General features: G+C 36.7%; 12 protein-coding genes and 3 tRNA genes. 14 read left to right on the forward strand and 1 reads right to left on the reverse strand.

Going from position 1 to position 15,374, the window contains the following annotated elements; translation table 11 throughout:
* The 5 genes from ACEWK1_RS08405 to ACEWK1_RS08425 all read left to right on the forward strand — a co-directional run bounded on the left by ACEWK1_RS08405 (position 1) and on the right by ACEWK1_RS08425 (position 5,076).
* A tRNA-Gly gene (locus ACEWK1_RS08405) sits at positions 1 to 74 on the forward strand.
* A 6-nt stretch (positions 75 to 80) separates the two neighbouring features.
* Positions 81 to 157, forward strand: a tRNA-Ile gene (locus ACEWK1_RS08410).
* A gap of 19 nt (positions 158 to 176) precedes the next feature.
* Positions 177 to 251: transfer RNA gene (locus ACEWK1_RS08415), tRNA-Asn, on the forward strand.
* A gap of 299 nt (positions 252 to 550) precedes the next feature.
* Positions 551 to 1,111 (forward strand): DUF4256 domain-containing protein, encoded by a 561-nt coding sequence (locus ACEWK1_RS08420; protein WP_251406453.1) that lies wholly within the window; start codon positions 551 to 553, stop codon positions 1,109 to 1,111.
* Positions 1,112 to 1,338: 227 nt separating this feature from the next.
* Complete coding sequence (locus ACEWK1_RS08425; protein WP_416635959.1) at positions 1,339 to 5,076, forward strand: alpha-L-arabinofuranosidase C-terminal domain-containing protein; 3,738 nt, start codon at positions 1,339 to 1,341, stop codon at positions 5,074 to 5,076.
* A gap of 86 nt (positions 5,077 to 5,162) precedes the next feature.
* Here the strand turns inward: ACEWK1_RS08425 and ACEWK1_RS08430 are convergent, their stop codons facing one another.
* A complete protein-coding gene (locus tag ACEWK1_RS08430) occupies positions 5,163 to 6,707 on the reverse strand; it encodes a DHA2 family efflux MFS transporter permease subunit (RefSeq protein WP_121662231.1) in 1,545 nt (514 codons plus the stop codon).
* A gap of 177 nt (positions 6,708 to 6,884) precedes the next feature.
* On the opposite strand from ACEWK1_RS08430, the gene ACEWK1_RS08435 reads away from it, so the two are divergent.
* The 9 genes from ACEWK1_RS08435 to ACEWK1_RS08475 all read left to right on the forward strand — a co-directional run bounded on the left by ACEWK1_RS08435 (position 6,885) and on the right by ACEWK1_RS08475 (position 15,117).
* Positions 6,885 to 7,757, forward strand: coding sequence for a TetR/AcrR family transcriptional regulator (locus ACEWK1_RS08435; RefSeq protein ID WP_416635960.1), 873 nt, complete (start codon positions 6,885 to 6,887; stop codon positions 7,755 to 7,757).
* Between the two features lie 381 nt (positions 7,758 to 8,138).
* A complete protein-coding gene (locus ACEWK1_RS08440) occupies positions 8,139 to 9,182 on the forward strand; it encodes a LacI family DNA-binding transcriptional regulator (protein ID WP_212138648.1) in 1,044 nt (347 codons plus the stop codon).
* A gap of 208 nt (positions 9,183 to 9,390) precedes the next feature.
* Positions 9,391 to 10,710 carry an ABC transporter substrate-binding protein gene (locus ACEWK1_RS08445; protein WP_212138647.1) on the forward strand — a complete coding sequence of 440 codons (1,320 nt, stop codon included), beginning with the start codon at positions 9,391 to 9,393 and terminating at the stop codon, positions 10,708 to 10,710.
* A 77-nt stretch (positions 10,711 to 10,787) separates the two neighbouring features.
* Positions 10,788 to 11,690 (forward strand): carbohydrate ABC transporter permease, encoded by a 903-nt coding sequence (locus ACEWK1_RS08450; protein ID WP_231307583.1) that lies wholly within the window; start codon positions 10,788 to 10,790, stop codon positions 11,688 to 11,690.
* A gap of 106 nt (positions 11,691 to 11,796) precedes the next feature.
* A complete protein-coding gene (locus ACEWK1_RS08455; protein WP_212138646.1) occupies positions 11,797 to 12,675 on the forward strand; it encodes a carbohydrate ABC transporter permease in 879 nt (292 codons plus the stop codon).
* A 62-nt stretch (positions 12,676 to 12,737) separates the two neighbouring features.
* Complete coding sequence (locus ACEWK1_RS08460) at positions 12,738 to 13,211, forward strand: VOC family protein (protein ID WP_212138645.1); 474 nt, start codon at positions 12,738 to 12,740, stop codon at positions 13,209 to 13,211.
* A 12-nt stretch (positions 13,212 to 13,223) separates the two neighbouring features.
* The gene (locus ACEWK1_RS08465; protein WP_212138644.1) at positions 13,224 to 13,706 is read left to right on the forward strand and encodes a VOC family protein; all 483 of its coding nucleotides are present in this window, start codon (positions 13,224 to 13,226) and stop codon (positions 13,704 to 13,706) included.
* 10 nt (positions 13,707 to 13,716) lie between these two features.
* The gene (locus ACEWK1_RS08470; RefSeq protein ID WP_212138643.1) at positions 13,717 to 14,418 is read left to right on the forward strand and encodes an SDR family oxidoreductase; all 702 of its coding nucleotides are present in this window, start codon (positions 13,717 to 13,719) and stop codon (positions 14,416 to 14,418) included.
* Between the two features lie 57 nt (positions 14,419 to 14,475).
* Positions 14,476 to 15,117 (forward strand): ThuA domain-containing protein, encoded by a 642-nt coding sequence (locus tag ACEWK1_RS08475; protein WP_212138642.1) that lies wholly within the window; start codon positions 14,476 to 14,478, stop codon positions 15,115 to 15,117.
* Positions 15,118 to 15,374 lie beyond the last annotated feature (257 nt).

The following is a 15,374-nucleotide window of genomic DNA, read 5'->3' on the forward strand; positions in this document are numbered from 1 at the left end:
GCGGGTGTAGTTTAGTGGTAAAACCTCAGCCTTCCAAGCTGATGATGAGGGTTCGATTCCCTTCACCCGCTCCAAAACTAGGGCCTATAGCTCAGCTGGTTAGAGCGCACGCCTGATAAGCGTGAGGTCGATGGTTCGAGTCCATTTAGGCCCACCATAAGTTCGTTTTTACTTGTTCCGCAGTAGCTCAGTGGTAGAGCTATCGGCTGTTAACCGATCGGTCGTAGGTTCGAGTCCTACCTGCGGAGCCATTCTTATTGCATAAGGAATTATTCAAGAGGCTAAAGAGTTACATCTATCAATAGTATAGGCAGAAGTCGAGCGGATAGTTTAAGTCACTTCTTTCTATTAAATATTACATAATTTTAAAAAACTTACCGAAGAACTAATCCGTATAGGGTTAGTTCTTTTTTGATTTTGAGTAATCGATTTACTAAATAAAATAGTTTAATGTAAACTGAAGTTACTTGATTATTTTGAAAGAATATCGATTTGAGCAACAGAGAAATTTTATCAATCAATTTAAAATAATAAAATAAGGTGGAGTTCCATGACGAAAAAAGAGTTGTCATTAGAGCAAGGTGAAGAGTTACTCAAAGTATTAAAAGTGCGTTTTGAGAAAAATATGAACCGCCATAAAGGCTTTGAATGGGGTGAAATACAAGCAAGATTGGCTGAAAATCCTGAAAAACTGTGGTCACTCAATGAAATGGAAAAAACTGAAGGTGAACCTGATGTTGTTGGTTTTGATGAAGAGAAATATGAATATATTTTTATGGATTGTTCAGCAGAAAGCCCTAAAGGTCGTAGAAGTGTTTGTTATGACCAAGAAGCACTAGAGTCAAGAAAGAAACATAAACCTGAAAATAGTGCAATTAATATGGCGACTTATATGGGGATTGAACTTTTAACTGAAGAGCAATATCGAGAGTTGCAGAAGCTTGGAAATTTTGATATAAAAACTTCAAGTTGGGTGCAAACGCCTACTGATATTAGAGAACTCGGTGGGGCACTTTTTTGTGATTTTCGCTTCGGTCACGTCTTTGTGTATCATAATGGAGCGGACTCTTACTATGCTGTTAGAGGATTTCGTGGATCACTTAGGATATAATCTATTGGGTATATGGAAGAGGGAAAGATCAGTAGAGATACTGGTCTTTTTTTAAAAAAATTCTAAAAATATATTGGGATTTACTTAAATACCTATTATAATAAAAGTTGTAAGTACAAGATTCGTTTTGTTCAGAAGAATCTTGTAAGTACATGTTATGTTAGTTTTCTCTATTATTATATTAAAAATTCATACATTAGATTTAACTTCAGCAAAGGAGAGTATCCATGACAAAAATTAAAAATAGACTCATTGCTCATTATCGTTTTAATGATGCAGAAAATATCGGAAAAGATCTCTCAGGTCTTGGGAATGATGCAGTACTAGAAGGAACATCAAAACCAATAATAGAATCCGTAGGTGGGAGATTAGCAATAACGCTTGCAGGAGGAGAAAATGGCTCTTCTTATATGAAACTTCCGGCAGGTTTTCTAAGGGATATAAATGATGCTACAGGAATTACAGTTTCTACCTGGGTTTACTTAAAAAAAGGAACAAATGTATGGGAGAGGCTTTTCGATTTTGGTAAAAATGCATCTGGACCATACCTTTTCTTATCACGAAATTTACGCGGTGTTTGTTTTTCAGACGGAGATCTCGTGGCTGATGCCGGGAGAACTTACGCTTCTGGAGAATGGATACATGTGGCAATGTCGGTAAAAGGAACAGAAGGCGGAACATTGAGTAGCGCTGGACCTGTTATATACGTAAACGGTGAAGTAGCTGCGGATGGAACGATCAGTCAAACTTCGAGTGGTACATATAAAAAATTACGGAACTGGTTCGAAACGTTCTCAGATCCAACAGGCTACGGCAATAATTTTATTGGACGTTCACAGCATGAAGTGGACCCAGATTTTAATGGTTCTTTAACAGATTTTCGCGTTTATAAAGCCGGTTTAACGCAAGATGAAGTCATTGAAGTTATGTGTGAATCTCTTACTGATGGTGAAATCGTTCAACTTGCAAAAGACAAATATTTATCTTTTCCTATCACAGTTGTTACAAAGGACGTTTCTTTACCATCATCACTTATGGGTGGGAAAGTTTCTGTATCTTGGAACTCAAGTAATCAAGCTGTCTTATCAAATGAAGGTGTAGTAGGGGACGTTACCATTCCAAAAGGTGTGACATTAACAGCCATTTTAAACAAAGGAGATGACACGACTGAAAAAGCTTTTTCTGTATCAGTACTTCCTAAAGGGGTTCCTTCACACCATCTAACCATTGACGGAAGCCAAGATGTGATAGATATTAGCAAAACATTATATGGATTGTTTTATGAAGATATCAACAATGCAGCTGATGGTGGTATTTATGCCGAGCTTATTCAAAATCGCTCATTCGAGTCATTTGTATTTGATACCTATTCACATGCTTCTGGTGAGTGTGGCTGCTCTTCAGGTAGAAACCATGAACCATTGCATGCTTGGTTTGGTGATATTGAAAACGTAATCGTTAACAATACGGGAGGTTTAAACGAATTCTTTGGGATTACCGACCAAGATGTGAACTCTCATTATATAACCGTACCGAATGGTAGCACGATAACTAACAGAGGATTTACTGATTCTAACAATCATTGTGCTATGTTTATTAGAAAAGAGAATTTATACGATTTTACGATCTGGGCTAAATCTGAACATGGAGGATCCATTACACTGCAGCTACAAAATCAGGATGGTGATGAGATTAGTGATAGTATAACAGTCCAAATAGAAAGCGGTAACAATTGGAAGAAATACGGTGTTGAATCCAAAATTTCATTAACTGGTAGCAAAACAGTACTAGGTCAGCTTGCTTTAACTTTTTATGGTGAGATTTCCATCGATATGGTTTCCTTAATGCCTAGAGATGTGTGGGGAGCTGGTGAGGAAGAACGATCAACTACAGCTCATACAAATTATAAGGGAAATCCAAATTATCGATTAAGAAAAGATTTAGTGAATGCTCTAGTAGACTTACATCCTACATTTCTACGTTTTCCTGGTGGCTGTATATCTGAAGGCTCCTATATTTGGGATAATGTATATGAATGGAAAGATTCTGTAGGCGATATTGAGTTACGGAAAGAGAACTTTAATGTATGGGGTTATATGATGACGATGGGGTTAGGATATATGGAATATTTCCAATTAGCTGAAGACCTTAATGCAACTCCATTACCTGTTATGGCTTGTGGTGTACTTTGTCAGGCACGTTCAGATTATGTCCATCCTGCTGGTGGAGAGCTTAGAGATACGTTTGTTAAAAGTTTTACAGATTTAATTGATTTTGCAATCAATACTGATTTTGAACAGAACGAATGGGCAGCTTTACGTAAAAGTATGGGTCATGCAGCACCGTTTGATCTTCATTATTTAGGTGTTGGAAATGAGAACTGGGGTACGGAGTTTTTTGCGAACTTTGAATACTTTAAAGCGGCTATTGATGAATATATGGACAAGCATTATCCTGGCTATGAATTGCATATTCTCTCAACAGTCGGGGCACAAGCAGATGATGATGCTTATCAAGACGGTTGGAAGTTTCTAAGTGGAAATTTATCCGGATCTGCAACCGTGAATTTCACAGACGGTAAGACGGTAACAGAAGAAAAAGTTACTTGGTATGAAAAACAACCGAACTATATGGACACAATAGCTGACGAACATTATTACCGTTCTAATGAGTACCTGTTAAACAATGCAGATCGATACAATTATTATTACAGAGCTTATCAGCCGGACGGAAATCTTGATGAAAGAGAGACCTCGAAGGTATTTGTTGGCGAATTTGCTTCAACAGATAAAAATACATTAGCAGGAGCGATTGCTGAAGCAGCGATAATGACTGGGTTTGAAAAGAATTCAGATGTGGTAAGATTAGCTGCCTATGCACCGTTATTTAACAAAGTGTTAACAGACGGAACATATCGCTGGACACCAGATTTGATTTGGTTTGACGATGAAAGTGTTTGGTACACGCCGAACTATTATGTTCAGCATCTGTTTGCCAAATATCTTGGTGATAAATTGCTTGGTACTTTGTTTTCGTCTTACCAAAATGGACGTCTAACAGAGCTCACTCCACGTGGAGGTATTGAAATTGCGGCAGGTAATGCTGAAGTCCATGTGAAGAGTGTAAGAGTGATAGATAATAAGAGTGAAAAAATACTTCTCGATCATGACTTCACAAAAGACTTGAATGCCGCATGGGAAATCATTCCTGGTTCAGTTGGTTACAAAATTGACCGAGAAAAAGGGTTGGTTTTACAGGCTCAAAATGGTGGATTAAACGGGTTATATATCATAAACGAAAGTTGGACCAACTATAGAGTTGAAGTGAATGCAACAAAAGCTGGTGGTTCCGACGGTTTTTATGTAGGGGTAGGTCTTACAGATATTTCTCCTGAGAAAAAGAATGTTCTAGAATATGCTATAGGTTATAACGGAAATGCTACTGGTGTGAAAGTTTATAAAGAAGGCGTTCAAGGGTATATGCTAGGTGACTATTCATCAAGTACAGCAGCTGGTAATTTGCGATCAAGCTGCTATGAAGAGCTGACAGATCATACTCCATACACTATTACCGTTCAATATGGAGGTGAAACAGGGGACCGACTTATCTGCTCATACACAGATGGCACGTTTACAAGTAAGGTGCTAGATTATAAGTTAGAGGCTTATAACAGTGATATTTTCAATTCGGTTACAAAAGATGACCAACATGTTTATGTTAAATTAGTAAATGCCGATCCATTTGAAAAAACAACGAAGATTTCATTGAAGGACATCCATGTAGCGGCTGATGGAAAAATGGTAACAGTGACAGGAGATGAATCTCTTGTTCACACACCAAATGTTAACAAAAAGAACGCTGAGAAGGTTGTGCCATTTGAATCAACCATTAAAATTGATAACCACTCTACCGTTGTTACGTTAGCAGCAAATTCAGTTAATATCATTGTATTAGATAAACTATAAACAGTATCAGAGGATATGATGTTCCACCTAAGAGCATCTATCCTCTTTTTTGTTCAAAAAAAGAGAGGAACAATCCTCTCTTCTAATCAATTGTTATCTGCCAACTTCGGCATAGCCTTCATCGCTTCTTTGCTTTCAATAATATCATCTGCTTGCTTCGCTCTCTTAATGAAGAATGCTAAGAAAAGGGCAAGTGCAGCAATAAATACGGAAATATAGAAAGCAAAGTTAATACCGTCTAATGTTGATTGCATCATAATTTGTTGTTTCATTTGGGCAATTTGCTCAGCTGTTGGCTGTGTCGTCATGCTACTAGCATTTTTGGTTGCTTCTTCAGCTAGCTCTTGACCTCTTGTTTCAGCACGATTTGACATGGCTGTAACAAGGAGTGCTGTCCCAATTGCACCTGAGACTTGTTGAAGTGTATTGTTCATCGCAGTTCCATGTGGGTAATACTTTGCAGGTAATTGATTTAAACCATTAGTTGATACTGGCATCATAACCATAGACATACCGAACATACGAACTGTGTAAAGAATGACTAAATTTGTGTATGTTGTTTCTAGTGTTAACTGACTAAAGAAGTAGCTTGTTATGACAGTAATAGTTAAGCCGATAATGGCTAAAACACGACCGCCATATTTATCAAAAAGTCTTCCGTTAATAGGTGACATCACTGCCATCATAATGGCACCTGGCAATAACATTAATCCAGCATCAAATGGTGTGATACCACGTAAGTTTTGTGTATAAATTGGCAATAAAAGCATCCCAGAAAACATGGCCATTGTTACAACCATTGAAATGGATACAGACAGTGCATACATTGGGTATTTGAATATTTTAAAGTTCAACATCGGCTTTTCTTGTCTAATTTGTCTTAAGATAAACCATGCTAAGCCAATCACTCCAGCTGCGATTGTTCCATAAACATATGGACTGTCCCAGCCTTTGTTTCCTGCAGAGCTAAATCCGTAAAGTAATCCCCCGAACCCTACGCTTGAGAGGACCACAGAAAAATAATCCAACGTAATATTTACTGTTTGCTTTTTGTCTTTAATTAAAAATATACCTAATAAAAACACGATTACTGCAATTGGAGTAACAAAGTGGAATAACATTCTCCAATTATAATGTTCTACAAGCCAGCCTGATAATGTTGGTCCAATTGCTGGAGCTCCCATTAAGATCAGTCCGAATACTCCCATTGCTGCTCCTCGTTTTTCAACAGGGAAGCTTACTAACATGACATTCATTAATAGTGGCATTAAAATGGCCGAGCCTGATGCTTGCGTCATTCTCCCTATTAATAAGATTGAAAATTCATGAGCAACCCCAGCTAAAATTGTTCCAGTTAAAAATAAGCCTAGCGCTGCAATAAAGAGCTTTCGCACGGAATATTTTTGAATTAAAAAAGCTGTTGTTGGAATTAAAATTCCATTTACTAGCATATAACCAGTTGTTAGCCATTGAACAGTTGAAGCCTCAACCTTTAAATCGTTCATAATCGATGGCAGGGCAATATTCAATAGTGTATTATTTAAAAACGCTATGAATGCAGCAACCATTAATACAGCTAATAGGCCATATGGTGGTCGTTGTTCTTGTTGTTTATTTACTGTTTGTTCCATACTTTCCTCTCCTATACAATCAGTATAAATAGTTGAACCGTTTGTTCACATAGACTATATCTTATTACATCTAATCTATTTTTGTCTACAAAAATGTTTTTATGAGTTTGTGTAAACGCAATAATTAAGATAGGATAAAAAAGATGTAATTATTTTTGTTTTCTAAAAGGTGATAAAATGAATGAACGAAAAATACGGGTGATTAAAAAAGCGCATCAATTATTTATTGAAAAAGGATTTCAAGCAACATCCATACAAGATATTTTAGATTTCAGCAATATTTCTAAAGGAACATTCTATAATTATTTTTCTTCCAAAAACGAATTGTTAATTGCGATTTTTTCATCTATTTATAAAAAAATTGAAGAAGAGAGAAGCTCCTTATTAATTGGAAAAGACCCAGCAGATCTTGAAATCTTTATCGATCAAGTAAAGCTTCATATGGAAATAAACCGAAAAAATAATCTCTTCAAACTCCTTGAGGAAGTTACGTTCATTAAGGATGAGGAATTAAACCAAGCAATTAAAAAGGGACAATGGCTAACGATAAGATGGACGTACAAGAGGTTTATCGAGTTATATGGGAAAGAAAAACAACCTTATCTATGGGATTGTGCAATTATGTTTTTGGGGATACTTCAACAAAACATGAGGTATTATTCATTAGCCTATGAATCAAACCGTGATTATGATTTTGTTGTAAGGTACAGTGTTAAGAGAATGAAATCAATAGTAGATGAAGTATATGAAAAGAAAGAGCAACTATTTAAGCCTGAACTAGTTGAAAGGCTAATAGGAGATAAAAATAACAGTAAATATTCACAAGAATTACTAATCCAAACTATTTCAGACTTGAAGAAAATAATCCAAGTGGAAGAAAACCATAATAAATACACCGAGCTTCTCGAATTCATACAAGAGGAATTAACAGAAGCAAAACATCCAAGACAACACCTAATCGCAATCTCTCTCGATAACATAAAGGCAAACGAACAAATTGCACAAACAGAAGAACTCCAAACACTAGAAAAGTTTATAAAAGGGACATAGGGACAGGTGAACTGTCCCGTTTTTAATCGAATTTCAAAGCCTAATAATCCCTATGCTACATTCAATTGAATACTTATTTGCTTTTAATTACTTTTTATATATCTTAAATTGGTTTTAATAAGTTTGAGAGGTTACTATTTTCATAAAATATATAAAATTATGGGGGAAAATAGTGAAAGGCTGTAAGAACGTTGTTACTCCGAGATTTTTATTTAGGTTTATTTTTTATATAGAGTAAAAGTTTATTATTGTAAAATTAAGTAGTGAAAGCGCGTTCAAATTAAGTTTCAGAAAATTAAAACTGTTTGTTGACACCTATGATTTATGGAGGTAGAATAAAAACAATTAATAAACGCGTGTTCACGAGAGAAGGGAAAGACATTGAAAAGAAACAATAAAATAAACAGCACACAAATTGCTCAACTTGCAGGTGTTTCCAGAAGTACTGTAAGTAGAGTCATAAACAATTACAAAAGTGTTCCACCAGAAACAAAGGAAAAAGTAATGAAAGTCATTAAAGAATATAATTACTTCCCAGATATGTCTGCGCAAGTTCTTGCAGGCAAAAACATGAGGAATATTGGATTATTTATTATTGATAAAGGCAGTGTTTCGAGTGATCCAACAAGCAATACTCTAATTACTAGTGTGATAGAAGAAGCATCGTCTCATGATTATTATGTATTAACCAATATAATACAAGACTGCAAATCTCCCAAAAATATCGAACGAATCAAAACCGTTTTTTATCAAAATCGAATTGATGCGGGTATTTTTATGGGTGCTGATAATCATGAACCTTTCATTGAAGAACTGATTGCAGAAGGGTTTATTATCGGAATTGTTGATCAAGATTTACCAGGCCGTAATGAACCAAATCGTATTGTTTATAGCTTTGATAATGAAAGTGGTGCTATGAAAGCAGTCGACTACTTAGTTAGTTTGAATCATCAGAAGATTGGCATTATCAATGGTGATATTAAAAGGCACGCCGGATTAGCCCGATATGAAGGCTATCTTAAAGCGATGAAGCAACATGGTTTACCGATTAGAAAAGAATGGATTTTACAATCTGACTTCAGCAGTACAAGTGGCTATACAACAATGAAAAATTTCTTAAACACAAATCCTGAATTGCCGTCTGCGTTTTTTGCAGCAAATGATAGCATTGCATTCGGGGCCATTCGAGCTCTTAACGAAAAAAAGATCCAAGTACCATCAGATGTATCCATTATTGGTATTGATGATCACGTGTTAAGTCAGTTATATCATCCTCCATTAACAACGTTTAAAGCAGATTTTACTGGAATGATGCAAAGACTTACTCAAGATGTAATCACCACAATTGAACAAGATAATAAAGAGGGGATTAAAGTGGTAATGGGTTCTGAGTTGATTGAAAGAGAGTCATGCATTACTCTTTAATCTGCATCCTTGCTAATAAATGTATGCGTTTACTTTTTAATTAGCAAGGACTCTATCTTTGTATACAGTAATCTCTACACCCAAAAATAAACGCGTGTTTACAAAAACTTTAAAGGGGGTGTTTACTGGGGAAACATAATTTTCTTGTAAACAATGTCACTTTTGTAATGTCTGGGGGAAATTTTTTCATAAAATAGGGGGTTTAGTCATGAAGAAAATCGTCTCAATGAGTTTTATTTCGTTCCTTGTCTTTATTTTAGTCCTTTCAGGTTGTTCGAGTTCAGATTCTTCCTCTTCATCAACATCTAACGAAAACTCCAAAGAATTTACATACTGGTATCCGTGGGGAGGAGATTCTGAAAAATGGGATAAAGATCGAATAGCAGCATATGAAGCAGAAGAAGGAGCAAAGGTGAATGCTGTATATGTTCCAGACGGTATAACAAATGGAAAGCTGTTATCGGCGATATCTGGAGGAAATCCACCGGACTTAGTATTAGGAGATGGAAATGACTATCAACTTGCTTATAGTCTAGCAGCTCAAGGTGCTTTAGAACCACTGGATGATTATTTAAAGGAAGCAGGTTTTGATGAAAATAGTGTTTTAGATGGATTCAAAGATTTAATGAAATCATCTGATGGAAAAACATATATTCTTCCACAAGACTCCAATGTAAACTTACTCTACTATAATGTTGACATGTTTGAGGCAGCAGGACTAGATCCAGATAACCCACCAAAGACAATTGAAGAGCTTGATAAGGCTGCTGAAGCTTTGACGAAAGTAAAAGATGATGGAAGTTTCGAGACGTTAGGGTTTATTCCTTGGATTGATGCAGGTGAAGATCCGTACACATGGCCATGGGCGTTTGGTGCGACTATGTATGACACAGACGCGAAAAAGGTCACATTGAATGAGCAACCTATGGTTGAGGCATTTACATGGATGGACACTTATGCGAAGAAATATGATCCAGAGAAAATTAAATCATTCACTTCAGGATTTGGTGGGGCATTTTCTCCAGACCATCCATTCATGAAAGGAAAAGTAGCCATGACTGTGAATGGAAACTGGTTTGCAAATGCGTTGAAAATTTATTCTCCAGATACCAAATATAAAGTAGCACCAATTCCTAGCCCGCCAGATGGAAGAAAAGATGCTAGTGTGTTTGGAACAAACGTCTTTTTTGTGCCAAAAGGAGCAAAAAATCCACAAGCCGCTATTAACTTTGCTTTATATGGAAACCAAGACAAAGTCTTAGCGGATAACATTAATATTTGGCGATCCATTTCCATATGGAAAGAAAAATCAGATGCGATTGAATGGGAAAATGATCCAGTATATGATACCGTTCTAAAGGTTGCTGCATCCCCAGATTCAGGGCATCCTGCTCTCACATCAGTAGCAAGTGAAATGGGTGATGAACTAACTAGTATACGAGATGGTGTGATCTATAATCATGATGATCCTGCACAGCTTCTTCAAAAGGCTCAGGATAAATTACAAGAAACTTTAGAGAAAAAGTAAAGTAGAGCAACCGGATTTTGCTAACTAACTAAAATCCGGTGCTTTTTTAAAAACGGTAAGGAGGGAGACATTGAATTATGACACTTCCAGCGGCTGAAACAAATCATCAACGTGACGTTCACCCTAATCAACAGCAAGCAACCACACTAAGGAAAATGAATAAAAAGCTTAATAAGTTAGCAGTATACTTGATTTTGATTCTATTTTCGTTAGCGTTTATTGTACCATTTGTTTGGCTCATATCAGGCTCATTGAAAAGCAGTACGGAACTTTTTGCCGATCCCCCCATTTGGATTCCTGAGGTTCTAAATTGGTCAAATTATACTGAGGCTTTCACCGCATTCCCATTCTTTTTATATCTAAAGAATACACTCATCATTGTCTTTTTTACATGTATAGGTGCAGTTCTTTCTAATTCTCTCATTGCCTATGGTTTTTCAAGAATTGATTGGAAATATCGTGATGGCATTTTCATCGTCGTTTTAGCAACATTGATGCTTCCTTTTCAAGTTATCATGATTCCTTTATTCCTCTTATTCAAAGAAATTGGTTGGATTGGCACTTACTATCCATTAATTGTTCCACACTTTTTTGGAAACGCATTCTTTATTTTTCTATTACGACAGTTTTTCAAAGGCATACCAAAAGAATTATCTGAAGCTGCTAAAATGGATGGCGCAAATGAGTTTATCGTCTTCTGGAAAGTCATTTTACCACTATCAAAGCCGATTCTAGCAACAGTCGTGATCTTTCAATTTATTGAAGCGTGGCGAGATTTCCTTGGACCGTTAATTTTCTTAAGTGACAATAGCCACTACACATTATCATTAGGTGTTCAGCAAATTATGTCACAAAATGATCCACGATGGGGCTTACTTATGGCCATCGGTGTGGCTATGACTCTACCAATTATTATTATCTTTTTCTTCCTACAACGTTATTTTATTGAGGGAATTACATTTACAGGGTCAAAAGGGTAGAGGAAGGTTCCTGTTTAAAAGGGAAACGTCCGGAGGCAGGCGCAGTCCCGTGACCGTGGGTAATTTTAATTAGTAAACTCTATCAAAAAACAGGAGGTGTTATTTTATGAACTCACAAAAACGAAATATGAGAAATGGTTTGCTATTCATTTCTCCATGGATTATCGGTTTTCTCTGTTTTACAGCTTATCCCATGTTTAGTTCTCTCTACTATTCGATGACAGAGTATAACTTAATCTCTGACCCATCATTTGTAGGGTTCAACAATTATAAGCAGCTTCTATTTGAAGATGATTTGTTTATAACCGTTCTAGGAAACACCATGTATATGATTTTTGTGGGATTAACACTTACAACTGTCGTGACAATCTTTATTGCGATTCTATTAAACACAAAGGATATTAAAGGAATTTCATTTTTTAGAGTTGTCTTCTTCATTCCAACGCTTGTTCCATTTGTTGTTCTGGCTATTCTGTGGATTTGGGTGCTACAACCAGATTCTGGTGTGGTTAACTCGATTCTTGGTCTTGTCGGGATCGATGGGCCCGGATGGTTTTCAAGTCCAACATGGGCAAAGCCAGGGTTTATTATTATGGCGATTTGGATGTCTGGAAACATGATTTTGATTTACTTGGCTGCACTTGGCGATATTCCGAAATCGTTGTATGAAGCAGCTTCAATAGATGGGGCAAATGTTTTTCAAAAAGTGTTTCATATTACGTTACCGGGTTTACGACCAGCGATTTTGTTTAATTCGATAACAGGGATGATCGCCGTTTTTCAATCATTTGCAGAAGCGTTCATTATCACAGATGGAGGACCTGATAACTCAACGCTATTTTATTCTCTCTATCTGTACCGAAACGCATTTCAGTATTTCAATATGGGCTATGCTTCAGCACAGGCCTGGATTTTGTTAATTATCGCCTTGCTGATGACAATGACGTTTTTCAAACTATCAAAAAGATGGGGATTTGAAGATTAATGTGAATGACAATGGTATATTCCATTGTTCATATAAATGACTTTCAAAAGGAGAGAAAAAAGATGTCAAATAAAACTCAATCTCAAAATGGTGTGTTAGGTACAAATGTAATCGCTCAAATTGGTATTTTAGTTCATGATATTGAAACCGTTTCACAAGCTTATGCTGATTTCTTTCGAGTTGAAAAGCCGCAATGGAATTGGACGGATTCATTGGATAAGGCTCAAACAGAATTTGAAGGAGCGTTTTCTGAAGCACGTTCAAAGCTTGCATTTTTTGATATGGGATCTCTTCAGTTAGAATTAATTGAACCGGATGAACATCCGAGCACATGGAGAAATCACCTGAATGAACATGGAGAAGGACCACATCATATTGCGTTTGTGATCGATGGAATGAAAGAAAAAGTAGCCGTAATGGAAGGGCAAAATATGCCTTTAGTACAAAAAGGGGAATACACTGGTGGACGCTATGCCTATATGGACACGTTCAAAGATTTAAAGATTATGTTTGAGCTACTTGAAAATGACAAATAGGGGGATGCAGTTTTGAATAAAATAGAAAACAACAATTTGATAAAAATTGGTTTAGTCGTGGACGACATTCATGCTGCTGCAAAAAACTTTTCTAAACTATTCGGTGTTGAAATGCCAGAGATTATGCTACCACCTGAAGAGTACACTCCTGACCCAACAGGTGAAACGTACACGGTTTTCCGGGGGGAACATGTTCCAGCCCGAGTGAAATTAGCAAACCTTCAAATGGGCCCTGTTACAGTCGAGCTTTTAGAGCCACTGGACGAAGCAAGTCCTTATACAGAGTTTAAGCAAAAACATGGGCAAGGTGTTCAGTTTATTACGTTTACGGTTAATGGATTTGAAGAGCATATTAATTTTGTAGAAGAAAAGGGTGTTCCTTTAGTACATAAAGGAGAATATGGAGTTGGGCGTTATTGCTTCTTCGACTCGGTTCCACAGCTTGGTGTTATGTTAGGTCTGCAAGAACTAGGACGAAAATCAGGAACAAATTAAGGAGGCTTTTATGAATTTATTCATTACAGGTGCTAACCGTGGGCTAGGTTTGGCACTTACGACAGAAGCGGTAAAGAGGGGACACACTGTTTTTGCAGGTGTAAGAATTCCGCAGAAACATAGTGATGCCCTAAATCATCTAAGCTCTCTTTTTCCAAATAAAGTTCAGCTGGTACAACTTGATGTAGCCTATGAATCAACCTGTCAAGCAGCAGCGGAAAAGCTGAGAGCAGATCACATCTCGCTTGATGTGATCGTTAACAATGCAGGAATTTTAGATGAGCGTTCAAAAACGATTGAAGAAATTGATTTGAATAAGGTGGAACAGACCTTTAATATTAATCTTTATGGACCGATGCGAGTAATTAAGCATTTCCTGCCACTTCTCCACAAAGGACCAGATTCAACGATCATTAACATCTCATCTGAGGCGGGAAGTTTTCAAAATGCCTATGGTGGAGATTATCCATATGCACTTTCGAAAGGCGCATTAAACATGTTTTCCGAGCAGCTTAGAAAATACCTGAAAAATGATGGAGTTTCTGTTTATGCGGTCCATCCTGGGTGGATCAAAACAGATATGGGTGGAGAAAAAGCTCCGGGTACACCGGAAGAATCGGCTCATGGTATTATGGATATTATTGAAAGAAAAACGAAAATCATTCATAACTCTTCTTTTATTAACATTAAAGGAGAGGCAATGCCACAATAAAAGATTGACCCTCAAACACTGTTTGGGGGTCAAAAAATGATGATGGGAGGAATTAGGATGAAAAGAATTGTTGCCCTTTTAGGAGATTATTATCATCCAAAGGATAGGAGTAAAGCTTCTTTAAACAAGGCGTTAACGTTATTAGAAACAATAGAATGTAAGGTCATTCATACGGATGAGATCCTAGAAGAACTATCAAAAAAACCTGACGCTGTGATTTTATTTAAAGAAGATCGCCTTAATCCAACCGACGAAAACGTAGAAACTTGGATGACTGAGGAATTAGCTGAAGCCATTGTTCAATATGTCAACCAAGGAGGCGGTTGGTTAGCGTGGCACTCAGGACTTGCCTCATATTCAATCGAAAGCAGCTACACAAAAATGCTAAGAGGCCATTTTGAATACCATCCTGTTGAACATGCTCAAGTAAAATATACGAGTTTAGAAGGAAAAGAGTTATTTGGTTCTGTTACATTTGAAATTTTAGATGAACATTATTTTGTGAAAGTAGATGAAGAACATACAAATGTCTTTTTAAAGTCGAAATCAGTAGATGGACACTCAATAGGAGGCTGGTCACATGATTTTGGTGAAGGGCGGGTATGCTGTCTGACACCAGCTCATAACGAAGAAGGATTGGTACACGAAGACTTTATTCAAGTTCTTGCCAATACGATTAAATGGGTAAGTGGGACTTAGGGACAGGTGAACTGTCCCGTTTTTATTGAAATGAAATGACGAGCATCATTTAATTCTCTTCCAGCTTCCTCTGTTGCCAATACCTTTGAAATCTTTTGTAATGGTGATTTAAAGATTTCTATTATAGCTTATCAAAACACATCTCTATAAATAGATGTGTTTTTTTCGTTTTGACACACATATTAGAAATTGCTAATATATTGTTAATCAAACATATTAGAAATTTTTAATATGATGGGGGTGTCAAAATTGTCGAA

The organism is Metabacillus sp. YM-086, from assembly GCF_048059995.1.
GTDB lineage: Bacteria > Bacillota > Bacilli > Bacillales > Bacillaceae > Metabacillus > Metabacillus litoralis_B.